Origin of the sequence: Shimia sp. R11_0, assembly GCF_017744035.1 — a bacterium.
Classification (GTDB): domain Bacteria; phylum Pseudomonadota; class Alphaproteobacteria; order Rhodobacterales; family Rhodobacteraceae; genus Shimia; species Shimia marina.
In genome coordinates, this window is sequence record NZ_JAGHQY010000001.1 from 770422 (window position 1) to 795627 (window position 25206).

Annotated in this window: 18 protein-coding genes; 2 read left to right on the forward strand and 16 right to left on the reverse strand. The window is 59.0% G+C overall.

Translation table 11 applies throughout. The annotated features are described in order from the left end of the window. Nucleotide 1: 1 nt before the first annotated feature. From J7382_RS03555 to J7382_RS03630, 16 genes are all read right to left on the reverse strand, one after another. On the reverse strand, nucleotides 2-1585 hold the full coding sequence (locus J7382_RS03555; protein WP_209067177.1) for an ABC transporter substrate-binding protein: 1584 nt from the start codon (nucleotides 1583-1585) through the stop codon (nucleotides 2-4). 356 nt (nucleotides 1586-1941) lie between these two features. Further along, nucleotides 1942-4566, reverse strand: coding sequence for a nitrate reductase (locus J7382_RS03560; RefSeq protein ID WP_209067180.1), 2625 nt, complete (start codon nucleotides 4564-4566; stop codon nucleotides 1942-1944). After that, nucleotides 4563-4898 (reverse strand): nitrite reductase small subunit NirD, encoded by a 336-nt coding sequence (gene nirD, locus J7382_RS03565; protein WP_209067184.1) that lies wholly within the window; start codon nucleotides 4896-4898, stop codon nucleotides 4563-4565. Before nirD ends, J7382_RS03560 begins: the two co-directional genes overlap by 4 nt. Beyond that, entirely contained in the window at nucleotides 4895-7339 is a 2445-nt protein-coding gene (gene nirB, locus J7382_RS03570; protein WP_209067187.1) for a nitrite reductase large subunit NirB, read from the reverse strand. Before nirB ends, nirD begins: the two co-directional genes overlap by 4 nt. Nucleotides 7340-7341: 2 nt before the next feature. Then, on the reverse strand, nucleotides 7342-9021 hold the full coding sequence (locus J7382_RS03575) for a nitrate ABC transporter ATP-binding protein (RefSeq protein ID WP_209067190.1): 1680 nt from the start codon (nucleotides 9019-9021) through the stop codon (nucleotides 7342-7344). 5 nt (nucleotides 9022-9026) lie between these two features. Then, on the reverse strand, nucleotides 9027-10109 hold the full coding sequence (locus tag J7382_RS03580; RefSeq protein WP_209067193.1) for an ABC transporter permease: 1083 nt from the start codon (nucleotides 10107-10109) through the stop codon (nucleotides 9027-9029). A gap of 259 nt (nucleotides 10110-10368) precedes the next feature. Next, entirely contained in the window at nucleotides 10369-11733 is a 1365-nt protein-coding gene (locus tag J7382_RS03585; RefSeq protein WP_058241151.1) for a CmpA/NrtA family ABC transporter substrate-binding protein, read from the reverse strand. Nucleotides 11734-11993: 260 nt separating this feature from the next. After that, the gene (locus J7382_RS03590) at nucleotides 11994-13169 is read right to left on the reverse strand and encodes an ABC transporter substrate-binding protein (protein ID WP_209067195.1); all 1176 of its coding nucleotides are present in this window, start codon (nucleotides 13167-13169) and stop codon (nucleotides 11994-11996) included. After that, nucleotides 13166-13750: an ANTAR domain-containing protein gene (locus J7382_RS03595; protein WP_058241205.1), complete on the reverse strand. Its 585-nt coding sequence runs from the start codon at nucleotides 13748-13750 to the stop codon at nucleotides 13166-13168. Before J7382_RS03595 ends, J7382_RS03590 begins: the two co-directional genes overlap by 4 nt. A 154-nt stretch (nucleotides 13751-13904) precedes the next feature. Next, the gene (locus J7382_RS03600) at nucleotides 13905-14648 is read right to left on the reverse strand and encodes an SDR family oxidoreductase (RefSeq protein WP_209067197.1); all 744 of its coding nucleotides are present in this window, start codon (nucleotides 14646-14648) and stop codon (nucleotides 13905-13907) included. Nucleotides 14649-14709: 61 nt separating this feature from the next. After that, nucleotides 14710-16158, reverse strand: a complete 1449-nt coding sequence (locus J7382_RS03605) for an aldehyde dehydrogenase family protein (protein ID WP_209067200.1) — start codon at nucleotides 16156-16158, stop codon at nucleotides 14710-14712. Further along, nucleotides 16145-17767 carry an ABC transporter ATP-binding protein gene (locus J7382_RS03610; protein WP_209067203.1) on the reverse strand — a complete coding sequence of 541 codons (1623 nt, stop codon included), beginning with the start codon at nucleotides 17765-17767 and terminating at the stop codon, nucleotides 16145-16147. The genes J7382_RS03605 and J7382_RS03610 overlap by 14 nt, the downstream gene beginning before the upstream one ends. After that, nucleotides 17764-18579, reverse strand: a complete 816-nt coding sequence (locus tag J7382_RS03615; protein WP_209067589.1) for an ABC transporter permease — start codon at nucleotides 18577-18579, stop codon at nucleotides 17764-17766. Before J7382_RS03615 ends, J7382_RS03610 begins: the two co-directional genes overlap by 4 nt. Nucleotides 18580-18581: 2 nt before the next feature. Then, the gene (locus J7382_RS03620; protein ID WP_209067205.1) at nucleotides 18582-19529 is read right to left on the reverse strand and encodes an ABC transporter permease; all 948 of its coding nucleotides are present in this window, start codon (nucleotides 19527-19529) and stop codon (nucleotides 18582-18584) included. A gap of 77 nt (nucleotides 19530-19606) precedes the next feature. After that, entirely contained in the window at nucleotides 19607-21094 is a 1488-nt protein-coding gene (locus J7382_RS03625) for an ABC transporter substrate-binding protein (protein WP_247744793.1), read from the reverse strand. 36 nt (nucleotides 21095-21130) lie between these two features. Continuing rightward, nucleotides 21131-22447 carry an acetylornithine deacetylase/succinyl-diaminopimelate desuccinylase family protein gene (locus J7382_RS03630; RefSeq protein ID WP_209067208.1) on the reverse strand — a complete coding sequence of 439 codons (1317 nt, stop codon included), beginning with the start codon at nucleotides 22445-22447 and terminating at the stop codon, nucleotides 21131-21133. A 148-nt stretch (nucleotides 22448-22595) separates the two neighbouring features. Between J7382_RS03630 and J7382_RS03635 the strand changes: the two genes are divergently transcribed. Next, nucleotides 22596-23129, forward strand: a complete 534-nt coding sequence (locus tag J7382_RS03635) for a PAS and helix-turn-helix domain-containing protein (RefSeq protein WP_209067210.1) — start codon at nucleotides 22596-22598, stop codon at nucleotides 23127-23129. Nucleotides 23130-23326: 197 nt separating this feature from the next. Further along, the gene (ilvD, locus tag J7382_RS03640) at nucleotides 23327-25180 is read left to right on the forward strand and encodes a dihydroxy-acid dehydratase (RefSeq protein WP_209067213.1); all 1854 of its coding nucleotides are present in this window, start codon (nucleotides 23327-23329) and stop codon (nucleotides 25178-25180) included. The last annotated feature ends 26 nt before the right edge of the window (nucleotides 25181-25206 follow it).

Consider the following 25206-nt stretch of genomic DNA (forward strand, 5'->3'; position numbering starts at 1 on the left):
ATCAGCCTGTCACCCACATCCGCTGCGCTGCGTAACCATGCATCAGGGAGAAACCGGCAACACCTTCGACCCAGCCGCCAACACGATCGTTGTAGGCATCGACGAAGTCGTTGAACATTGGGCAGATCAGGCCGCTTTCGTTGCGCAGGAGCTCTCCCATGTCGGCATACATCTGCTTGCGCTTTCCGGTGTCGAGTTCGGCACGGGCTGCGAGCAGCATCTGGTCAAATTTTTCGTTGCTGAAGCGCGTGTCATTCCAGTCAGCCGTCGACAGGTAAGCTGTGGTGAACATCTGATCCTGTGTCGGACGTCCGCCCCAATAGCTGGTGCAGAACGGTTTGTTGTTCCAGACTTCAGACCAGTAACCGTCATTTGGCTCACGCTTGATTTCAAGCTCGATGCCAGCAGCTTTCAGAGATTGCTGGAACAGGGCTGCCGCATCAGGCGCGCCGGGGAAAGAGTTATCCGAGGTGCGCAGCAGGATTGGGCCGGAGTGACCAGATTTTTTGAAGTAGGCAGCGGCCTTTTCTGGATCATACTCGCGCTGTTCCATTTCCGAATACATCGGATAGGAGGCGTTGATTGGGCTGTCGTTGCCGACGGTGCCGTAGCCGAACAGGATTTTGTCGACCATTTCCTGACGGTTGATGCCGTATTTCAGGGCCATCATCAGATCTTGGTTATCAAACGGTGCGGTGTTGGTGTGCGCGATGAACACATAGTGACCCGGGCCTGCAGTGGAGGCCACTGTGATGCCGGGTGCACGCGCCACAAGACCGGCTGTGCGCGGCGGCACACGGTCGATGATGTCGACCTGGCCAGATTGCAGTGCAGCGACACGTGCGGTGTTGTCGTTGATCACCAGCAGTTCGATGGTCTCAGCATGGCCGAGGTCACCCCAATAGTTCGGGTTTTTCTCAGCCACGAAGCGCACACCCATATCAATTTCTTTCATGATATAGGGGCCTGTACCAATGGCCGCATCCGGTGCATCTTTGCCGCCGTTTGGCTGAATGATGAGGTGATAGTCGCTCATCAGATAGGGCAGGTCAGCGTTACCTGTGTTCAGCGAGATGATCACATTGCGGCCATCAACACGCACATCTTTGATGTCACGCAGCAGCCCCAGCGCACCGGATTTTGTGTCTTCGCCAGAGTGACGTTCAATGGTTGCCGCCACATCCGCAGCTGTCACCTCTTGCCCGTTGGAGAATGTGATGCCCTTGCGAACTGTGAAAGTCCAAGCGGTGGCGTCAGCAGAAGCTTCAAAGCTCTCGGCGACTTTGCCCTGGATGCCGCCATCGTCTGTCAGTTCAACCAGAGGCTCCCCCCACATGCGGATCAGGTTGACCGCAGTGGTGTTGGCTGCGAGCGCAGGATCCATGCTGTCGGTGGTAGAGCCGCCTTGAAGGCCGATGCGCAGGGTGCCGCCTTTTTGCGGACCTGCGGCATGTACGGCAGAAGACAGCATTGTGTTTGCCGCTGCGGCGGAGACACCAAGGGCACCTGCACGACCGAGGAATTTGCGGCGGGACAGGGCCCCCACAGCCGCTTGGCGACTCAGGTACTTCAGTTCATCGTTCATAAGGATACTCCCATGTTGTCTATTTAGTTTTTCCACATGCTGCGGCTCTGGTACGCGTCAAAGCAAGTAAAATTTTGAATACGCATACAAAGTTTTTGGTTTTCAGGTGCGCGGAACGTACGGCGATTTGAATGGAAGGTGTAAACCGTCACTTCACGATTGAAAACCGACAAAAATGTCGTTTCCGGATTGCTGGGAGGAATCACAACAAAGGGGGGGCATTGGCGCGCTGCTAGCCACTTTGTCGCTGATGCACACGAAAAGATGGTGCCACGTCCCACGATCTTAGGGCCTTGGCACCATCCTCCAATGCGGTTTGCAGGCTACAAATTTCAGTTTTTGAAAAGGCGTCGGTTCTATTCGGCGGCTGTGCGTGCGAGTTTGGTGTTTAATAACGCGGCCAACTCAGGCTTACAGGAGCCGCAGTTTGTGCCCGCGGCGAGCGCTGCACCAATTTCTTCAACAGTAACGAGGCTTTGGGCGTCAATCGCGTTGAGAATGGTATTCACGCCGACATTGAAACACGCGCAAACCGTTGCTCCGGGATCTGGCTGATTTGCGCCGGCTCGTCCCGCCAAGATGCCTTCCCCCCGCGAGTTCAGAAGCGAGGCTGCAAAGCCGCGGGATAAGGACACGGGGCGTGTGTCGGTGTAAAGCGCGCCAAGCAGTTTGTCGCCTTGATGGAGTGCAATCCGGGCTTTGCTCTGATTGATGTCGATAACACTTGAAACAAGGGCGTCCGGCGCTTCAAAAACGCCACGTGCAAAACTTTCCCAGCAGTCCGGCATCTCGTCGTGGGCTATTTCATACTGCCATCCATGTGAGGTGCGGGATTTGGCCCAATAGGCTGTTTTGGGTGCGATTTCTTGTGCGCTGACCACAAAGCCGTACCATTTTGGCAGGAAAGGCCGAATGGCCACATAAGAGGATTTACTGTCAGGTTGTCCTGATACCGGGTCAAACACGGGATGTACCACGTCTGACACGCAGCCCTCAGACGCCGTTTGCATGGTCCAGTGGATTGGAGCAAAGGGGGCGCCGCGTGCGACGCGATCTGTGACCAGTACGCGCATCACAGCGCGGCCATAGTGGTTTTCCAAGACCGCAAGCTCTGCAGGGCGCAAGCCAAGTTGCAGCGCGTCTTCGGGATGGATTTCGACAAATGGCTCGCCATAATGTTGATTAAGTCTGGCCGCCCGGCCGGTCCGGGTTGTGGTATGCCACTGGTCACGGATACGTCCGGTGTTGAGCCGGAAGGTGGTGTTCGCTTCTGGCGTTTTCTGGTCTGGCTGGCGAACTGCGATCATATTGGCGCGGCGACTGGGGGTGAAAAAGCCACCCTCAGCAAAGAACCGCGCATTGGCTTTGTTTTCTGCCGGATAAGGCCAGCGGGTTGGAGATAGTGCGTCATAGTCATCTGGGGAAATCTGAGCAAAGCCGGAGATATCAAAATCAACTCCCAGCTGTGCGGCATTGCCTGAGAGCTCCGCGTACTCCTTGAAGATGTCTGCAGGGCTGTCAAAAGCAAATCCATCTTCGAAGCCAAGACGTTTGGCCACATCGCAGATAATCTGCCAATCATGCCGGGATTGCCCGGCGGGTGGCAGAAAGCCGCGCTGGCGGCTGATGGTGCGGTCCGAATTGGTCACCGTGCCGGTTTTTTCTCCCCATCCCGTCGCAGGCAACACGACATCGGCCAATTGCGCCGTCTCCGTGGTGTCAAACATATCGGACACAACGACAAAATCGCAGCCGGCAATCGCCGCGCGCACCTCTGATGCGTTTGGCATGCTGACGGCCGGATTGGTGCACATCACCCAAAGGGCTTTGATTTTACGGTCCTTTACGGCCTTGAAAAGATCGCCAGCCTTGAGGCCCTGAGAGGTCACTATGGTGGGGGAGGCCCAGAAATCCTGAACCAGCGCGCGGTGGCTGGGCTCAGCAATCTCCAAATGGTTGGCGAGCATGTTGGCAAGTCCGCCAACTTCACGTCCGCCCATGGCATTGGGCTGTCCCGTCACAGAGAGCGGCCCCATCCCCTCCCTGCCAATGCGACCGCTGGCAAGGTGACAGTTGATAATCGCGTTGACTTTATCTGTGCCGTGATCTGACTGGTTCACACCCTGGCTGAACACGGTGACGGTTTTTTCGGTTGTGGCCCACCACGACACAAAGGTCGAAAGATCTTTGTGTGATAGACCGGTGACCTGAACATCTGTGCCGCTTGCAGCATCTAGCGCGGCATCAAAGCCCGCGACATGGGCGCTGACGTATGTGCTGTCGATGACACCTAGTTCATGCAGTTGACACAAGAGGTGGTTGAACAATGCGATATCCGTGCCGGGGCGCAGCGCAAGGTGCAGGTCGGCAATATCACAGGTGGCGGTGCGGCGCGGATCTACAACAACCACTTTCATCGAAGGACGCGCGGCTTTTGCCGCTGCGAGCCTTTGGTAGAGCACCGGATGGCACCACGCCAAGTTAGAGCCCGTCAGCACCACCAGATCTGCGGCTTCCAGATCCTCATAGGTGCCGGGCACTGTGTCTGTGCCAAAGGCCCGCTTGTGGCCCGCGACTGTAGAGGCCATGCACAGGCGCGAATTTGTGTCGATATTCGCGGTACCGATGTAGCCTTTGATTAGCTTATTGGCGACATAGTAGTCTTCTGTCAGCAATTGGCCGGAAACGTAAAAGGCCACCGAGTCCGGGCCATAAGTATCAATGGCGTGTTGAAAGCCTTCTGCCACGACATCAAGAGCCTCATCCCACGCGGCAGGTCGTTGTCCTATCTTAGGAGCTAACAAGCGCCCTTCGGTGGAGACGGTTTCGCCAAGAGCAGAGCCTTTTGAGCACAAGCGCCCGAAGTTTGCCGGATGATCCGGGTCACCGCTGATCTCTACACTGCCATCTGTTTGAAGCGCGGCGCGCACGCCACATCCGGTGCCACAATATGGGCAAGTGGTGCAGGTGATGGTGCTCATTCTGCTGCCAAAGCTGTCATGATGTTTGTGGCGTCGAGGAGCACGCGCCCGTCTACGACCTGTGTCGCAAAGGTTGCAATTTGGCCTTCATCGGCACCCTGTGCTACGCCTGTCTCCAAGTCAAATACCCAATTGTGCAATGGACATGTGACGCTTTTGCCGTGGACGATGCCCTCGCTGAGCGGGCCTCCCTTGTGCGGGCAACGGTCTGAAGTGGCGAAGACTTCGTCTTCCGTGGTGCGAAACACCGCGACGCAGCCCATGGAAGATTTTACAATCCGTGCGCCGCGCAGTGGAATATCGGTGATGTCACAAATGTCGATCCAGTTCATTCTGCTGCCTCCAGCGTCAAGTTGGCCACCGGTTGATAGGTTTCCGCTTTCTGAGTGGCATGCTCTGCCCAGGGATCCGTGCGGTAGATGGATTGAGAAATCTCAAAACGCTCTGCCAGGGCTTTGCGATTTGGGAGATCATCGACAATCTGTTCTTTGACCCAGTCCAATCCAACCTTGGCGACCCATTTGAAAATGCGGTCCAGATATTTTGCGTTTTCACGATAGATCTGCGTCATCGCCGAGATGACCTCCATGGCCTCATCTTCGGTGGCCACTTTGCACAGCAGTTCGGTCTCTTTCACTTCCATGCCGGCCGCGCCTGCGATGGAGATTTCATAACCTGAATCCACGCAGATCACGCCGATATCTTTGCAGGTCGCCTCTGCACAATTACGTGGGCAACCAGACACGCCGAGCTTGAGCTTGTGTGGCGTCCAAGAGCCCCAGAGGTGTTTTTCAAGCTTGATACCCAGACCGGTGCTATCTTGTGTGCCAAAGCGGCAATGATCTGTGCCCACACAGGTTTTGACCGTGCGCAAGCCTTTGGAATAGGCGTGCCCAGAGACGAGTCCAGCCTGATTCAAGTCAAACCAGATTGCAGGCAAATCTTCTTTCTTAACGCCAAGCAGGTCAATACGCTGCCCGCCTGTGACCTTCACAGTGGGCACATCGTATTTATCGGCGGCATTGGCAATCGCACGCAGCTCATCCGGTGTTGTGATCCCGCCCCACATGCGTGGCACAACGGAATATGTTCCGTCTTTCTGAATATTGGCGTGGTTGCGTTCATTAACAAAACGGCTTTGCGGATCATCTGCGTATTCCAGCGGCCAATCTGCCAGAAGATAGTAGTTGATGGCCGGGCGACAGACATGACAGCCGTTGGGCGTGCTCCAGCCCAGCTCCTGCCAAACAGCGGGCTGAGATTTCAGCTCGCGTGATTTGATCAGGCGTCGTACATCCTCATGGGTGAGGTCGGTGCATCCGCATACGGATTTAGCGGCGGGCATGACAAAATCATCGCCCAAAGTGACGGCCAGAACCTGCTCCACCAATCCGGTGCAGGTGCCGCAAGACCCAGAGGCCTTTGTGGTGGCTTTCACGTCTTCCAATGTGGTCGCGCCATTGCCAATGGCCTCCACGATCTGACCTTTGCAAACGCCGTTACAGCCGCAGATTTCTGCGTCAGCCGGTAAGGCTGCAACGGCCGCCATAGGGTCCACGGGGTCTCCCCCCTGGTAGGCAGGTCCAAAGATCAAAGTGTCACGCATTTCAGAGATGTCTTCACGCTCTTTGATCAAGCCAAAGAACCAGTTGCCATCTGCGGTGTCGCCATACATCACGGCGCCGATAATGCGGTCGTTCTCGATCACCAAACGCTTGTAGACGCCGCGCGCCGGATCGCGATAAACGATGTCTTCGCGGCCTTCGGCTTCGGCAAAATCACCTGCTGAAAAGAGATCACACCCGGTCACCTTCAGCTTGGTTGCCACGTCTTTGTTCACAAAGGTCGCCTCTTCCCCAAGCAGGGTTTTGGCAAGCACTTTGGCCTGATCAAAGATTGGCGCCACCAGACCAAAGATATTGCCGTTGTGCTCAACACATTCCCCAAGCGAGAGAATATCCTCGTCAGAGGTGATCATCTGATCATCCACATGGATGCCACGCCCTGTTGCGAGGCCAGCGTCAGAGGCCAGTGCAACAGAGGGGCGGATGCCCACGGCCATCACCAAGAGATCACAGGGCAATTCGGTGCCATCGTCCAAAAGCAGCGCTTTGACTTTGCCGTTGTCTCCAAGAATTTCCTTGGAGTTGGCAGAGCATTTGACGGTAATGCCTTTGTCCACCAATGCCTTGCGCAGCAAGTAGCCCGCGGCCTCATCAAGTTGACGCTCCATCAGGTGGCCCATGATATGCACCACGGTCACATCTACACCCCGCAGGGCAAGACCCGCGGCAGCTTCAAGGCCCAGCAGACCGCCACCAATCACCACAGCCTTGGCATCAGGCTTATCGCCCAAAGCAATCATGGTGTTGGTGTCTTCCAAATCGCGGTAGGCAATCACGCCGTCCAGATCATGTCCGGGAAGGGGGATGATAAATGGGTTTGAGCCTGTGGCGATGACCAGCTTGTCATACGACAGCATATCGCCGGTGTCGGAGGTGACAGTCTTGGCTGTACGGTCAATGTTCACGACCTTTTCACCAAAGCGGCAGGTCACGCTGTTTTCTTCATACCATTCGGCAGTATGGGTGACGATGTCTTCAAAGCTCTTGTCCCCTGATAGGACAGGAGAAAGCATAATGCGGTTATACGTTCCGCGCGGTTCTGCGTTGAACAAGGTGACGTCATAGGCGTCTGGCGCTTGTTCAAACAGGTGCTCAAGAGCGCGGCCAGCGGCCATGCCTGCACCAATTATGATAAGTTTCTGGGTCATGTTCACTCCGCAGCGATGGCTTTGGCGGCTTTGGGTTTTGGCTTGGCGCCGTGTTCATATTCCTCAAGGAAATCAAGCACGTCTTGGCGATACCGGTAATAATCTGGATGCTCGAGTAAGGCCTGACGGGTGCGTGGGCGGGGCAGATCCACATCGACGATCTTACCGATTGTGGCCTGTGGACCGTTGGTCATCATCACCACGCGATCCGCTAGCAGGATGGCTTCGTCCACATCATGGGTCACGCAGATGGCGGTCACCTTGGTGCGGTCCCAGACTTCCATCAGCACCTCTTGCAGCTCCCAGCGGGTGAGGCTGTCAAGCATCCCGAAAGGCTCATCCAAGAGCAGCAGTTTGGGGGAGAGAGCAAAGGCGCGGGCGATGCCGACACGTTGCTTCATTCCGTTGGACATAGAATGCGCTGGTCGATCCATGGCATCCGCGAGGCCAACACGCTCCAGATAGTATTCTACCACGTCCTGACGTTCGCCCTGGCTGGCTTTGGGATAGACTTTATCCACACCAATCGCGACGTTCTCTTTGGCGGAAAGCCAAGGGAAGAGGTTGGGGGATTGGAACACCACAGCGCGTTCTGGATCTGCGCCTTCTACATGGCGGCCATCCAGACGGATACCGCCTTTGGAAATGGCGTTCAGACCAGCGGCCATGGTCAGCACGGTGGACTTGCCACAGCCGGAGTGGCCAATCAGGGAAATGAACTCACCGCGTTGAATTTTAAGGTCAAAATCTTCCACCACGGTTAGGGGGCCTTTGGGGGTCGGATAGATTTTATGCAGCTTGGAGAAGTCAAGGAAGTTGTGATCGATCATGCCTTTCTGCGCATCTTTGACCGCCGCAGGCACACCGTGGATCGGGGTCACGTCTGGCAAGACTTTGGTGCCTTCCGCTTTTGCCGCGATGCCCACGTCCATCAGATATTTGGTGACCTTGGCCCGCAGTTTTTTGAAGCCGTCGTGATGGTTCATTTCCATCCGGTCGCGGCGGCGTGGGATATCCACTTTGAACTCTTCCCCCAAAGTGCCGTCGGGGTTGAGGGCAATGATGCGGTCGGCGAGGATGATGGCCTCATCCACGTCATTGGTGATCAGCACACAGGTCTTTTTTTCTGCGGACCAGATGGCTTCAATCTCATCGGCCAGATTGGCACGCGTGAGGGCGTCCAATGCGCTAAGCGGTTCATCCAGAAGTAAAACCTCAGGGTTCATGGCCAGCGCACGGGCAACATTCACACGTTGTCGCATACCGCCGGAGAGTTCGGCCGGGCGGCGGCCGGCGGCGTGAGAGAGGCCAACCATTTTGATATAGTGGTCCACCTTCTCTTCTTTTTCGGCCTTCGGCATATTGGGAAACACACTGTCGAGCGCGAGGCGCACATTGCCATTGACCGTGAGCCAGGGCATCAGAGAGTAGCTTTGGAAGATCACTCCACGCTCAGGGCCAGGGCCTGAGATCGGTTGATCCTTGAAAGTCACGCTGCCAGCGGAGGGTGTTTCAAGGCCCGCCATGAGGTTGATCAGTGTGGTTTTCCCGGTGCCGGAGAAGCCGAGGAGCACGAGGAACTCGCCCTCCTCAACTTCGAGATTGATGTTTTTCAGAACGTCGGTTTTGGCGGTGCCTTCGCCGAAGCTCTTGGAGACATTGTCAAATTTCAGAACACTCATGGGGATCACCGGTTTGCGCTGAAGGTGAAGAGCGATTGGATTGCATACATCAGGCGGTCGAGCAGGAAGCCGATGATGCCGATGGTGAAGACCGCGACCATGATCTTGGCGAGTGAGCTGGAGGAGCCGTTTTGGAATTCATCCCAGACAAATTTGCCAAGGCCTGGGTTCTGCGCCAGCATCTCAGCGGCGATTAGAACCATCCAGCCAACACCGAGGCTCAGGCGCAGGCCGGTGAAGATCAGTGGCAGAGCGGACGGCAGCACCAGCTTGGTGATCTTGGTCCATGTGTTCATCTTCAGAACTTTGGAAACATTCACCAGATCCTTGTCGATGGAGGCCACGCCGAGTGAGGTGTTGATCAGAGTCGGCCAGAGAGAACAAAGGGTTACGGTGATCGCGGAAGTCAGGAAGCTCTTGGAGAACAGACCATCTTCAACGGTGTAGGTGGCGGAGACCACCATGGTGACGATGGGGAGCCATGCCAGCGGCGAGACCGGTTTGAAGATCTGGATCAGCGGGTTGATCGCGGCATTGGCATAGGGAGATAGGCCAGCCATGATGCCCAGAGGGATGGCAACGATGGCGCCGATCAGGAAGCCAAAGAAGACCGTTTTGATCGAAGTCCAGATCTGATTGTAATAGCTGGGGCTGCCTGTGTATTTGATATCTTTGACTTTTTCGGGCTGGCCTTTTTCGATGAACTTCTGGTTGCGGGCTTCAACCCGCTCGTAGAATTTTGCCTCTTTAGCCGCCTTTGCCTGCGCGTCCTCATGCAGAAGTACAGCTTCGGACCAGACTTCTTTCGGGCCGGGAATGGCACCAAGCGAGGTTTGTACCTTGGGCGCGAGGTTGGCCCAGAGCATCAGGAAAACACAGATGGCGAGGAGAGGTACCCCTAAAAGGCGCCATATTTCAGTGGCTTGCGCTTTGGGGTTGTCGCCTGCGGCGGCTTTCAGAATGGGGGTGATGAAGCTGAGGCCGAGAACCTGAAACCAGGCGTCGGCCTTGTTGATGCGGGTGAAGAGGCGCGCGCGGCGGGCTTCGCGCTCTTCATCTACCAAGTTTTGGGGGTCGATTGTGGTCATGGATCTGTCCGTGGCTTTGGGGCTCTGGGAGCGCTGTTGCGCGTTTGGGAGAAAGGTTAACGGTGAAATGGCGCGTCGGTATTGCGTCGGTTTTTCGTCCGTAGGGCGGCGGTGTTTTTTTGACGGCCGTGGGGGTCTTAACGCGGCGGGCGTTGCTGCGATTTGAGAGATGGTGTGGGAGGGCAGGGACGCTGCTTGCCAGTGTGGCAAGCTCGCCCCACCCGCCCTCCCACGGGGAGTGTTCAAAACGGGCCGAGGCTTACCCCTGTACTTCAGTGCCTACGACGCGTTGATCGCCTTTCAGGCCGATGGGCAGGCTTTCAAGATAGGCGTTGGGGGTGCGACCGTCGTAGGGAATGCCATCAATGATGTCTTCCGCCGGCGTGGGCGCTTTGTAGCCATCGCTGTCCCATGGGAAGTCCGCTTCGTTTGCAAGACCTTCGTCCACCAGCAGACGGGCGGCTTCGAGGTAGATCGCAGGTTTGTAGACCGATTTGGCCACCTCGTCATACCAGCTGTCTGGCTTGGCCTCCGCAATCTGGCCCCAGCGGCGCATCTGGGTCAGGTACCAGACCGCGTCGGAATAGAAAGGGTAGGTCGCGTTGTAGCGGAAGAACACGTTGAAGTCTGGAACCTCGCGTTTGTCCCCCTTTTCATATTCAAAGGTGCCGGTCATGGAGTTGGCGATCACGTCGTAATCCGCGCCGACATATTCCGGCTGGCTGAGAATGCGCACGGCTTCCTCGCGGTTGGCGTTGTCATTTTCATCCAGCCACATGGCAGCGCGGATCAGGGCTTTGGTCACCGCCAATGTGGTGTTTGGATATTTCTCGGCAAACTCGGCGTTCAGACCGAAGACTTTCTCCGGGTTGTTCTTCCAGAGTTCATAGTCGGTGATCACTGGCACGCCGATGCCTTTGAACACGGCCTGTTGGTTCCAAGGCTCGCCCACGCAGTAGCCATAGATGGTGCCAGCTTCCATGGTGGCGGGCATCTGTGGCGGAGGCGTCACGGAGAGCAGGACGTCTGCGCCGATCTGACCAGAGATGTTCTCAGGAGAATAGAAGCCTGGCTCCAGACCACCAGCAGCCAGCCAGTAACGCAGTTCGTAGTTGTGGGTGGAGACAGGGAAGACCATGCCCATGTTAAATGGCTTGCCTTCAGAGGTGTATTTCTCAACCACCGGCTTCAACGAGGCGGCGGAGATTGGATGTTGTGGGCGTCCATCCTCCATCAGCGGCACATGCGGTTTCATTTCTTCCCAGATCTGGTTGGAAACGGTGATGCCGTTGCCGTTCAGATCCATGGAGAAAGGCGTGATGATATGGGCCTCGGTGCCGTAGCCGATGGTGGCGGCCAGCGGTTGACCGGCGAGCATGTGCGCGCCGTCCAGTTGGCCATCAATCACACCGTCCAGCAGGACTTTCCAGTTTGCCTGTGCTTCGAGGGTTACGAAGAGACCTTCGTCATCAAAATATCCCTGCTCATAGGCCACGGCCAGTGGCGCCATGTCGGTCAGTTTGATGAAGCCGAAGGTAAGCTCGTCTTTTTCCAGTTCCAATTCTGCCATGGCAGGGGTCACGAAGACGGTCGTGGCTGCCAGGATCGAAGCAATGCGTTTCATATTGCAGTCCCTGTGTTGTGCCCGGTGGATGGAGGAAGGGCGTAAAAATAAAAAAGCCGCGCGACACACACCGGAAGGGAGATCCAGCGGGGTCGAGCGGCTTTGCTCAGAAAGTTCCCCGGTCATTCGGGGAGGGAGGCGTGAAGCGTCCTTGCTTCACCTTGAGGTCATCTTGGAAAACCCGATGGGGGTCACTCAAGTAAGATTTGGTGAATCACGCTGCGCCGCCGCGTCATTTTCTGCGACTGCATATTTTTTCATCACTCTGGATGGGCTGGGTCGAAAATACGCCCATCAAAGAATCGATCTGGGCCCAGAACCAATGTGCCGTTGGTGGCTTTCTGCACTGTGGGCGCATCCAGTGCCCCTTCGCATTTTTCCGAAGCCAGGGGCATCACGGCCCCCAGATTCGCCAGATGGCGGCGGTAGAGATCGCTGCGAAAGACCTTGGACGCGGTTTGAGCGGATTGCACCCGGTCCAGTCCAAAGCGGGCGGCCATGCGGGTGCCGATCCAGGCAGCTTGACTGCGCCAGGGGAAGGTGGCCGCGCTGTCGAAGAATTCCAGCATCCGAGGCACGGTGGTCAATGTGCCGCGCGCCTGTGTCAGCATTTGTCCGCTGAGCGCGCGTTCCAGAATGTCCGGGGAGACATCCAGATATTCCGGCCAGCCGAGAATGTCAGAGGCGGTGGAGCGTTTGGACGGATCAGACAGCCAGCGCCCGGCTTTCCAGACCGCACGGATCAGGCGGCCGGTGAGGTCATCTTCGGCCTGTGCCCAGTCGCGGCGCACGGCCAGTACTTTTTCCGGGGTGAAGTTCCAGATGGCGGCGCTGGCGACCAGAAGCTGACCACCGCCCTGCTCCACGGTGATGCTGCCCCATGGCTCGCCAACACAGAAGGCGTCGATTTCATCGGCGGCAATGGCTTCGGCCATCAGGGGGGGCGGGATGATGCGCATGTCCAGCGTTTCAGGCGTGTTGAGGCCGGAGCTGGCCAACCAATAGTGCAGCAGCTCGGCATGCATGGAGAAGGGAAAGGGCACGCCCACACGCAGGGTGCGGTCCAGATTGGCCAGCGCCTGTCCTGTGGCGGTGGCATCCAGAAAACCGGGCAGCGGGGCTTTGGCCGCGATTTCATCCGCCAGGGCGTTGGAAATGCCGATGGCGTTGCCATTCACCGAGAGCACACAGAGTGCATCCAGTTGCGTGGGCACGCCGCCCAGCCCAAGGGCCATGGCCACGGGCACAGGGGCGAGCATATGGGCGGCTTCGATCTGTCCCAGCACCAGCCGGTCACGCAGGGTGGACCAGCTTGGCGCACTTTGCAGATGCAGAGCGAGGCCCTCTTCTTCGGCAAAGCCCAACTCATGGGCGATGACCAGCGGGGCGGCATCCACAAGCGGCATAAAGCCAACGGCAAGGGGCAGGGTTCTCATGACAGCAGTTCCGAGGCAGTGACCAGCGCCTGTGCGACATCGGCGATCTTTTTGCCCTGTCCCATGGCGGTTTTGCGGATGAGCGCATAGGCCTCATCCTCTGAGAGGTTGCGGGCGCGCATCAGGATGCCTTTGGCACGGTCGATGATCTTGCGCTCTTCGAGGGCGCGTTTGGTGGCGGCCAGTTCATTGCGCATGCGGGCGAACATGTGAAAGCGGGCGATGGCCGCATCGAGCACAGGTTTGACCCGATCCGGATGCATGCCATCCACCACATAGGCGGAGACGCCCGCCTCAATCGCGGCCTTGGTCAGCCCGTCATCTGAGCGGTCCACAAACATGGCGACCGGGCGCTCCAGTGGGGAGGAGGCCAGCGCCAACGCATCAATGGCGTCACGGCTAGGGTTGGCGACATCGACCAGCACAAGATCGGGGTTGAGTTCGGCCACAGAGCGGGCGAGCCCGGTGGATTCCGCGAGCACGCGGATGTGGTGATCTCCGGTGGCCACGAGGCTGTCGATGATGGCATCCGCGCGGGTTTTGTCGGGTTCGACAATGAGGATGGTAAGCTTGGCGGTCACGGCTGACACTGGCTCCGCTGGCGGTAGATCGCCTGTTGGTAGCGCTGCAGTGCGGCGCGGGGCCAGAGCGGTAGGGGGGCTGTGTGGGCCTAAGAGGAGGGTATTTGCCCGTATTTGGGGCTGTTAGGGGCGGTATGCCTTCAAAATGGGCGATTTAGATGCAGCGTCCGCCATCGACCTCCATCAATGTGCCGGTGATCATGGAGGCCTCATCAGAGCAGAGAAAGGCGGCGGCGTTGCCCATGTCTTCGGGCTGGGAGAAACGGCCCAGCGGGATGGTGGCGAGGAATTTGGCGCGCACCTCCGGGGTGTCCTCTCCCATGAAGGATTTCAGGAGCGGGGTTTCGCCCGCCACCGGGTTGAGTGCGTTGACGCGGATGCCGTGGGGCGCAAGTTCGACGGCCATGGCTTTGGTGGCGGTGTTCACCCAGCCTTTGGAGGCGTTGTACCAGTTGAGGTTGGGGCGCGGGGATAGGCCTGCGGTGGAGGAGATGTTGAGGATTGCGCCTGCGGAACGGGATTTCATATGTGGCACAAGCGCCTGTGCGAGCAGGTAGATGGATTTGCAGTTCACAGCAAAGACGCGGTCAAAATCGCTCTCCGTGACGGTTTCCATTGGGGCGGGCAGATGGGTGACGCCGGCGTTGTTCACCAGAATGTCGATCTGGCCCCAAGCGCCAAGTGCTGAGTCGATCATGCCCCGCACGCTGCTGGCATCGGCCACATCCACGGTGCAGGGGGTGGCGTTTGTATGCTCGGCGGCTTTGGTGGCGGCAGTCGCGCCGTTGATATCTGCCACCAGCACTTTTGCGCCCTCAGTGAGGAATTTGTCGACGATGCCCGCGCCAAAGCCCTGCGCGCCGCCAGTGATGATGGCTGTTTTGTTTGCAAGACGCATGTCTTTGCTCCTTGTTGCCCCCGCGGGAGCCTCCGGCGGGGATATTTGAAGAATGAGAAGCCTAGCCGTGCAGAGCGGCCACGGTTTTGAGTTGGGAGAAGTGGAACAGGGCTTCAAAGCCTTTTTCGCGGCCGTGGCCGGAGTGGCCCGTGCCGCCGAAGGGCAGCTCGACCCCGCCGCCTGCGCCGTAGTTGTTGAGGAAGACCTGACCGGCGTTGAGCTGTTTGGCGAGACGCATCTGGCGCGCGCCGTTCTGGGACCAGACCGAGGCCACAAGGCCATATTTGGTGCTGTTGGCGATGGCGAGCGCCTCTTCTTCGGTGTCAAAGGGGATGAGCACCTGCACCGGGCCGAAGATTTCCTCCTGTGCGAGGCTGTGATCGGGGGGCACATCGGCAAAAAGCGTGGGCGGGACGTAGTGGCCGGGGGCGTCGGTGGCGATTTCGCCCTGGGCGGCGATGGTCAGGTCCGCGCCTTTGGTGAGGTAGACTGACACGATGTCTTTTTGCCGTGCGGAGATCAGCGGGCCGAGGGTGGCATCCTCCATGGCAGGGGCGGCGCGCATCGCCTTGTAGGCCTCAGACATGCGGGTTTTGACCTCTTCATAGACGCTGCGTTCCACCAGAATGCGAGAGGAGGCCGAGCAGGTTTGGCCTGCGTTCTGGATGCCTGCGTTCACGAGGAAGGGCAGGGCGGCGTCCAGATCTGCGTCGGCAAAGACCAGCTGCGGGGATTTGCCGCCAAGCTCTAGCGTGACGGGCACGACGTTTTCTGCGGCGGCGGTTTGCACAAGGCGGCCGGTGTTCACCGAGCCGGTGAAGGATATGTGGTTCACATCCGGGTGGGCGGCGAGCGCGGCCCCGGCCTCGGCTCCCAGTCCGGGCACCACATTGAGCGCGCCGTCCAGCAGGCCCGCCTGTTGGGCCAGATCGGCAAAGGCGAGCGCGGTGAGACAGGCCTCTTCGGCGGGTTTGAGCACACAGGCGTTGCCCATGGCGAGCGCGGCCCCGACCGAGCGGCCAATGATCTGCATCGGGTAATTCCAGGGCACGATGTGGCCGGTCACCCCAAAAGGCTCGCGCAGGGTGTAGACGGTGTAGCCCTCCAGATAGGGGATGGTTTCGCCATGCACCTTGTCGGCTGCGCCGCCGTAGAACTCCATGTAGCGCGCCAGGGCGGTGACATCATTGCGCGCCTGTGTGAGCGGTTTGCCCACGTCCTGCGCCTCAAGCCGGGCGAGGGTTTCGGCGTGTTCCATCACAAGCTGGCCGATGCGGGTGAGGATGCGGCCGCGTTCCACAGCGGTGGCGCGGCCCCAGTCGCTGTTGCGCGCGGCCTGTGCAGCGGCCACGGCGGCGTCGATGTCTGCTTTGGTGCCGCGTGCGATGGTGGCGAGGGGGCTGCCGTCTGAAGGGTTGGTCAGCGCCAGTGTGTCGCCAGACAGGGCTGGCTGCCATGTGCCGCCGATGAGGCATTTGGAGGGGTCAAAAAACAGATCAGGCAGGGTCATATATTGTCTCGGTTTTGGAAGTCAGTGCGACCAAGTCTGGCAAAACAGGGGCCGCGGCGATCAGGCTTTGGGTGTAGGGGTGTTGCGGGGTGGTAAAGACCGCTTCGGTTTTGCCTTCTTCGACAATTTCGCCGTTTTGCATGACCAGCACGCGGTCTGTGACGGTGCGCACCACAGAAAGGTCGTGGGAGATGAAGAGATAGGCAAGGCTGTGGCGGCGGGAGAGATCGGCGATCAGGTCGAGAATTTGCGCGCGGATGGAGACATCCAGTGCAGAGACCGCCTCGTCAAAGATAATGAGTTCGGGGCGGGTGATGAGGGCACGGGCGATGGCGATGCGCTGGCGCTGGCCGCCAGAGAACTCGTGGATGTATTTTTGCGCGTCCTGAGGCGCGAGGCCGACATCGGTGAGGACATCGCCGATGAGGCTCTGCAGGGCCGCGCCTTTGGGCGGGTTTTGCACCAGATGGAAGGGTTCTGTCAGGATGCGGGCAACGCGGTGGCGCGGGTTGAAGCTGCTGTAGGGGTCCTGGAACACCACCTGCGTTTTGAGGCGCAGCGCGGCTAGCATGCCCGCGCCGACCGGGTGGTCAAAGGCGGTGATCTGGCCGCTTTGCACCGGCTCCAACCCCAGAATGGCCCGTGTTAGGGTCGATTTCCCGCAGCCGGATTCGCCGACCAGCCCGACACGTTCGCCTTGGTGAATGGTGAAGGACACATCGTTGACGGCGCGGTGGAAGGCGCGGGGGGCAAAGAGTTGGGTGCGGGGCAGCGCGTAGTCCCTGACGGCGTTTTGCACCGTGAGGATCGGGGCTGGCGTGCCTTGCAGCGCAGGCAGATCGACGGTGTGGCCTGAGGCTTCAAAGAGCGCGCGCGTATAGGGGTGCTGCATATTGGAGAGCAGCTGTTGGGTGGCGCCTTGTTCGACAATTTCGCCTTTGCGCATGATCACGATGCGGTCGGCCATATCAGCCACCACGGCGAGATCGTGGGTGATCATCAGCAGGCCCATGTCAAACTCGGCAACGAGATCTTTCAGCAAATCGAGGATGCGGGCTTGGGTGGTGACATCCAGAGCAGTGGTCGGCTCATCGGCGATCAGCAGGCGCGGGCGGCGGGCGATGGCCATGGCGATGACCACGCGCTGACGCTGGCCGCCGGAAAGCTCATGCGGGTAGCGGCTGAGGGGGAAGCGGTGTTGCGGAAGGCCGGCGCGGGTGAGCATGGTGGCGGCTTGCGCCCTGGCCTCGGCTTTGGGCGCGCCGGTGTGGATGCGGATGGTTTCGGCCACCTGCGTGCCGATGGTCTGTAGCGGGTTGAGCGCGGTCATCGGCTCCTGAAACACTATGCCTATGTCATTGCCGCGCAGGGTGCAGAGGTTGGCCTCGGACTGGGTCAGCAGGTCGGTGTCGTTTAACAGGATCTGGCCTTGCGTCTTTGCGGAGTCGGGCAGGAGTTGCATCACCGCAAGCGCTGTCATGGATTTGCCGGAGCCGCTTTCGCCTGTCACAGCGAGGATTTCGCCTGGCGCGATGGTGAAGCTGATGTCTTTCAGGATCGGGGTGGGACCGATGGAGAGCGAAAGGTTTTGCACAGAAAGCAGGGTCATGTGCGCACCACGCGGATTTTGGGATCAAGGCAGTCGCGCAGCCCGTCGCCCAGGAGGTTGAGGCCCAGGACAGCGCTGATGATGGCGAGGCCGGGGATCAGTGCGAGGTGAGGCGCGAAGGAGACCATGGTTTGCGCATCTGCCAGCATGCGGCCCCATGAGGGCGTGGGCGGCTGTGCGCCAAGGCCCACGTAGCTAAGGCCAGCTTCGGCCAGAATGCCGAGGGAGAACTGGATGGTGCCCTGCACGATCAGGAGGTTGGCGACATTGGGCAGGATGTGCTCAACGCTGATCAGGGTGCGGGACTTGCCGGCGACGCGTGCGGCGAGGATGAAATCACGCTGCCAGAGCGGCAGTGCGCCGGCGCGGGTGAGGCGGGCAAAGACCGGCACGTTGAAGATGCCGATAGCGAGGATGGCATTGATGGCGCCGGGGCCGAGGATGGCGGTGATCAGGATGGCGATCACGAGGCTGGGGAAGGCAAAGATCAGATCGTTGCCGCGCATGATCAACTCGTCCGCCCAGCCGCCTTGGCGCGCGGCTGCCCAGAGGCCAAGCGGCACGCCAAGGCCCATGCCGATGCCAACCGCCACCAGCGCCACGGCGAGCGAGGTGCGTGCGCCCACCATGATCATCGAAAAGATGTCACGTCCGAAATGATCGGTGCCAAACCAATGCAACGCGCTGGGCGTTTGCAGTTTGTTGGGAATGTCCATCGTGGTGATGTCATAGGGCGTCCAGACAAAGCTCATGAGCGCGGCGCAGACCACGATCAGGCAGAGCAGACCGCCAAGCAGGATATTGCGCGACAGGCTCATGTGCGGGACCTCAGGCGGGGATCAATCGCGGCGTAGGCGAGATCAACGAGGAAGGTGACGAGGATCACCAGAAACACGAGGAGCATGACCACGCTTTCCACCACAATCAGGTCACGGGCAGAGATCGACTGGAAGATCAGGCGGCCGAGGCCGGGCAGGAAGAAGACCTGTTCGATGATGATGGCGCCTGCGAGCAGGAAGGAGAACTGCATGCCGATGATGGTGAGCACCGGGATCATGGCGTTGCGCAGCCCGTGGCGCAACAGGGCGCGACGGCGGGAGAGGCCTTTGGCGCGGGCGGTGCGCATGAAATCTTCGCTGAGCACATCCAGAAGGGCGGAGCGCATGACGCGGGCGAGAATGGCGGATTGCGGCAGCGCCAACGCGATGGCGGGCAGGGTGAGGGAGTGCAGCGCCGCACCAAAGCCTTTGTCCCAGCCGACAAAGCCTCCGGCAGAGAACCAGCGCAGGTTGAGGGCAAAGATCAGGACCAGCATCATGGCAAACCAGAAGTTAGGCACGGCGATGCCAAACTGGGTGGCGCCCATGACGGCCATGTCGCCAGCTTTGCCGCGGCGGGCGGCGGCGTAGATGCCAGCGGGGAAGGCGATCAGGGTGGAGAGCGTGAGCGCATAGAGCGCCAGTGGCAGGGAGACCCAGATGCGGTCGGCTATCATTTCTGTCACCGGGGTGCGGTAGGTGTAGGAGAGGCCAAAATCGCCCTGCAACATCCCGCCCACCCATGTAAGGTAGCGCTCAAACTTGGGCACATCCAGACCCAGCTCTGCGCGCAGGGCCGCGATGGTGTCGGGCTGGGCGTTGAGCCCCAGCATGAAACTCGCCGGATCACCGGGCACCACCTCTATCACAAAGAAGATCACGAGGGAGGCCACGATCAGGCTGAGCCCTAAAGAGAGCGCGCGTTTGAGGGTGTAGCGGAGCATCGGGTGGACAGAAACTTTGTGTGAGTGGGCAGAGGCCCCGTTTTGAGCGGAGTCAGATCGGGCCTCTGCGTTTTGGATCAGTCAGACCAACGTACTGCGGTCAGGTCGGTGGCCTGCGTGGGGGCATTCTCCCACAGGCCCTCGATGCCCGCTTTGGCGACGGTGGGAAAGGCGAGTTGGAACAGATAGCCGTTCACATAGTCCTCGGCGATGATGGTCTGTGCGACTTTCAGCAGCGCTTTACGCTCGGCGGGCAGAGTGGCGCGGTTGAGAGTGTCCATGATCTGTTGGAACTGGGGATTGTTATATTGGAAGTAGTAGTCAGGCCGAGCATAGATGCCGATGTCAAACGGCTCTGTATGGCTGACGATGGTCAGGCCGTAGTCTTTGCCGCGAAAGACCTGCTCCAGCCATTGGGCCCATTCCAGATTGGAAATCTCGGTCTCAATGCCCACGGCGCGCAGCTGTGCGGCGATGATTTCACCGCCACGGCGGGCATAAGAGGGCGGCGGCAGTTTCAGCGTGGTGGTGAAGCCGTCGGCAAAACCGGCCTCGGCCAGAAGTTTCTTGGACAGCTCCGGATCATATTGCGACAGGCTGGTCAGATCGACGTAGTCGGGGTTGTGCGGCGCAAAGTGCGTACCGATCGGGGTGCCAAGGCCAAACATGGCCCCGTCGATGATGGCGGAGCGGTCAATCGCATGGGCGATGGCCTTGCGCACACGTCGGTCATCCAGAGGTGGCATCATATTGTTGGTGGAGAGAATGGTTTCCCCTTCTGAGCTGCCGATGATCACCTGAAAGCGCGGGTCTGCCTCAAATTGTGGCAAGGCCTCGGGTGTGGGAAAGCCAACAAAGGCGTCAATATCTTCGGCCATCATCGCGGCAAAGGCGGCGGTGGGATCAGAGATGAATTTGAAGGTCACATCCGTCAGTGCGGCGGGGGTTCCCCAGTAGGCTTCATTGCGCGACAGCGTGATCTGATCGCCCTGTACCCAGTTTTCGAATTTGAAGGCGCCTGTGCCGATGGGGGCGGTCTTGATGTTGGCAACGCTTTCAGGCGCCACGATCACCGCATCGCCCCAAGCCATGTTGAAGAGGAAACTGCCGTTGGGCGCCTCCAGCGTGACCTGAACGGTGAGCGGATCGAGTACGGTGACATCGGTGATCCCGGCAAAGAGGGCTTTCTGCGCATTGGCGCTGTCTTCGCCACGCGCGCGGTCGAGGGAGAATTTCACATCCTCCGCGTCCATGGCGCTGCCGTCATGGAAGGTCACGCCCTCGTTCAGCATGAAGGTGTAGGTGAGGCCGTCCTCGGAAATCTCCCAGCTTTTGGCGAGGCCCGGAATGACCGCGCCGTCGCTGGAAAAGCGGGTGAGCCCCTCAAAGACGTTGGCATAAAGCACGCTGTCAATCGCGCCGGCGGCGGCAGAGGTGGGATCAAGGTGGGGTGGCTCAAGTTGCAGGGCCACGGTGATATCGCTTTGTTCGGCTTGCGCCTGCAGGGGCAAGGCCAGCAGAGCTGTGCTGGCGAGGAGGGCCAGTCTTGAGGTGTTTTGCATCATGTGTTCACTCCCGTAACTATATGGCTTTATTCGTTGTTATTCTTTTGGGCCGTTTTCTGGGTCATTTGCCTGAGGCAACAAAAGCTGCGTGAGGCTGTGCGCCATAACTTTGGCGCTGTCGACCATATCGTCGATGCCGATGTATTCGTCAGGTTTGTGTGCCATTTCCAAAATGCCAGGCCCATAGGCGATACAGTTTCTGAGCTTGCCGATGCGATCAATATGTTTTTGGTCGTATGTGCCCGGGCTGGCCACGTAGTCGGGGGATTTTCCAAGAATATCCTGAATGGCGCGGTCCACGGTGGTGACAACCGGGGCGGCGCGGTCTGTCATGGAGGGGGCAACGTGGTTGAGTTCGCGCATTTCATAGCGGAAGTTTTCGCGCTGGGCGGAGAGATCGTTGAGCAAGCCTTCAACTTCGCCTGAGACTTCGGCGTGGGACTCTTCGGCCAGATAGCGGCGGTCGATCACGATGCGGCAGCTGTCGGGCACGCAATGGGCGGGCAGGCCGGTGTAGTCCTTGGGTTGCTCAGGCTGGCCGCCATGGATCGAATTGATATTCATGGTGGATTGGCGCGCGCCTTCGGGCACCACCGGCATATCGGTGTGCCGGGCGGCCATGGCGGGGTAGAGATCGCTTTCAAATTTGTCGAGCACCGCGCCCATGTGGCGGACAGCACAGTCGCCTAAGAAAGGCATGGAACCATGGGCGATTTCGCCGAAGGTCTCTATTTCGGCCCACCAGCCGCCGCGATGGCCAAGGCAGATGCGGTCTTTGTGCAGGGGTTCGGGGATGATCACATGCTGCACCCGCTCTGGCGCAAAGAAGCCGCGCTCCGCCAGAAAGGCAACGCCGCCATAGCCGCCGCTTTCCTCATCTGCCGTGCCAGAAATTTCGATTGCCCCGTGGAAATCGGGGTATTCGGCGATGAAGGCTTCGGTGGCGATGATGGAGGCGGCCAGCCCGCCCTTCATGTCACAGGCCCCGCGGCCGTAGATTTTGCCGTCTGAAATCTCCCCACCGAAGGGATCACAGGTCCAGCCGTGGCCGACCTCCACCACATCGGTGTGGCTGTTGAAATGCACGCAGTCGCCCGCGTGGTGGCCTTCTTTGCGGGCCAGAACATTCCAGCGGGGGTATTTGTCGCTGTCTCCCGGTGCGCCATGGGCGCGGATCAGCTGGGTGTCAAACCCGTGTCGGGTGAGGCGGGTGTCCAGATAGTCACAGATCTCGCGATAGCATTCGCCGGGCGGATTGAGTGTCGGGATGCGGATCAAATCCTGCGTGAGTGCGATCAGGTCGTCGCGCATGCTGTCAATGCGAGCGATCAGGCTGTCTGTGTCTAAGGGCATGAAATCACCTCGGGTGTGGCGCAGGTAGAGAGAGAAAGTGCCTCCGGCGGGGATATTTAAGGTCAAATGAAGTTTGGCTGGGGACAGAGTGGCTTGCGGCGGGATACGGTATCAATACCGTAGGATTACGGTTTGTAGAGGAGCAGCCATGGACTGGGATCTGTTGGCCTATGACGCCGCGCCGGTGGGCATTGTTGTGACCGCGCATCGCGTGATCCGAGGGTGCAACGCCAGTTTTGCACAGATGCTTGGCTATGAGCGGGAGGCGCTGATAGGGCAGTCTTTTCGCTTGCTATATGACACAACAGAAGAGTTTGAGCGGGTGCGCGACATCGGGTTGGCACCGCTCAGGGCAGAGCATGCCTATAGTGATGAGCGCATGGTGCGGCGTCGGGATGGGACGCAGATCTGGTGCCGGTTTCGGGCGCAGACTCGCACACCCGAAGAGCCGCTGGCGCAGCTGGTGATGAGTTTTGCAGTGATTCAGGATGGCCCTTCGGTTGCGCTTACACTGCGGCAGCGGCAGGTGGTGAGTGGTTTGGGGCGGGGGCTGACCAGTAAGGAAATCGCGCGGGAGCTGGGCCTGTCTCCGCGTACGGTGGAAGATGTGCGGGCGCGGCTTTTGAAGCGATTTGAGGTGAAAAACGCCGCAGAATTGCTGGCGCATCTGACCATCGGCTGACGGGCATCGCCCCGCGCTTGCCGGTCACGTGGCGTCTCTGGTGAGTTTGGTGATGTTTTCGCAATTTCAGGAGGGTGTTTTCGGTAACAAAATTTCCGGTTTCGCTTGCATTTTGCCCCCTTGAATGGCACGCGTGCGGTTCAGACATGCAAAGGGCGCTACATGGGCGCACAAGCCAATCTGCAGGAGTGCAACAGATGCCAGATCTTCGGTCCAAGACTTCCACATTCGGTCGCCGGATGGCGGCAGCGCGCGCGCTATGGCGGGCGACGGGTATGAAAACCGAGGATTTTGGCAAGCCGATTGTGGCTGTAGTCAACTCCTTTACCGAATTTGTGCCCGGTCACGTGCATCTCAAGGACATGGGCCAACTCGTGGCGCGTGAGATTGAGAAAGCCGGTGGTGTCGCTAAAGAGATGAACACCATTGCGGTGGATGATGGCATTGCCATGGGGCATGATGGGATGCTCTATTCCCTGCCTTCGCGCGAAGTGATTGCGGATTCTGTGGAATATATGGCCAATGCCCATTGCGCGGATGCGCTGGTGTGTATTTCCAACTGTGACAAGATCACGCCGGGGATGTTGATGGCGGCGATGCGCCTGAACATTCCGGCGATCTTTGTGTCCGGTGGCCCGATGGAAGCGGGTAAGGTGATCCTGAAAGATGGCGAGCATAAGGCCGACCTCGTGACCGCCATTGTGGGCGCGACCGATGAAGACCGCAGCCAGGAAGAAGTGGACAAGCTGGAACGCTCTGCCTGCCCGACCTGTGGCTCCTGCTCTGGTATGTTCACCGCAAACTCCATGAACTGTCTGGCCGAAGCGCTGGGTCTGGCGCTGCCGGGCAATGGCTCGCTGCTGGCGACCCACTCCAAACGCCGTGGGCTGTTTGAAGAAGCTGGGCACAAGATCATCGAGCTCTGTGATCGTTGGTACAAAGAAGGTGACGAGACCGCGTTGCCACGTGGCATCGCGACCTTCAAAGCCTTTGAAAACGCCATGGCGCTCGATATTGCCATGGGTGGCTCCACCAACACCGTTCTGCACCTTCTGGCGATTGCCCATGAAGGGGGCGTAAATTTCACCATGGCGGATATGGACCGTCTGAGCCGTGAGATCCCGCATCTGAGCAAAGTGGCGCCCTCGACACCGAAGTACCACATGGAAGATGTGCACCGGGCAGGTGGTATTGCGCGGATCATGGGCGAGCTGGAGCGTGAAGGCAAAATCCACCGGGATTGCGCCACCGTGCATGAGCGCACCGTGGGTGAATTCATCGACAAATGGGATGTACGCCGCGAAACCGCGGGCAACGAAGCGCGCGATCTGTTCATCGCGGCTCCCGGCGGCGTGCGCACCACCGAAGCCTTCAGCCAGTCGCGGATGTACACTGAGCTGGATCTGGACGTGGAAGATGGCTGCGTGCGCGACTTTGCCAATGCCTATTCCGAGGAAGGCGGGCTTTGTGTGCTGTTTGGCAATATCGCGGAGCAGGGCTGTATCCTCAAGACTGCCGGTGTGATCAAACAGATGTATGAGTTTGAAGGCACTGCCAAAGTCTTTGAATCCATGGAAGATGCGATGCACGGCATTCTGCAGAATGAGGTTCAGCCTTATTCCGTTGTGGTGATCCGCTATGAAGGTCCGAAAGGTGGGCCGGGTATGCAGGAAATGCTCTATCCAACGGCGTATCTGAAATCCAAGAAACTGGATCACACCTGTGCGCTTCTGACCGATGGACGTTTTTCTGGCGGCACCGCGGGCCTGTCGATTGGCCACGCCTCGCCGGAAGCGGCAGAGAAGGGCGTGATTGGTCTGGTGGAAGATGGCGATAAGATCCGCATTTCCGTGCGCAACCGGACCATTCATCTGGATGTGAGCGACGAAGAGCTGCAACGCCGCCGTGACAACCATCCGCAGGCGGACAAGAAGTTCTGGAAAGCCGAGGGACGCCCTCGTGCGGTGTCCAAAGCTCTGAAGGTTTATGCGCAGCACGTGTCCAACGCCTCGCTTGGGGCGGTGCGGATGCTGGATGATGAAGACGAGTAAGCGCGTCTGATATGAGATGAGAGACG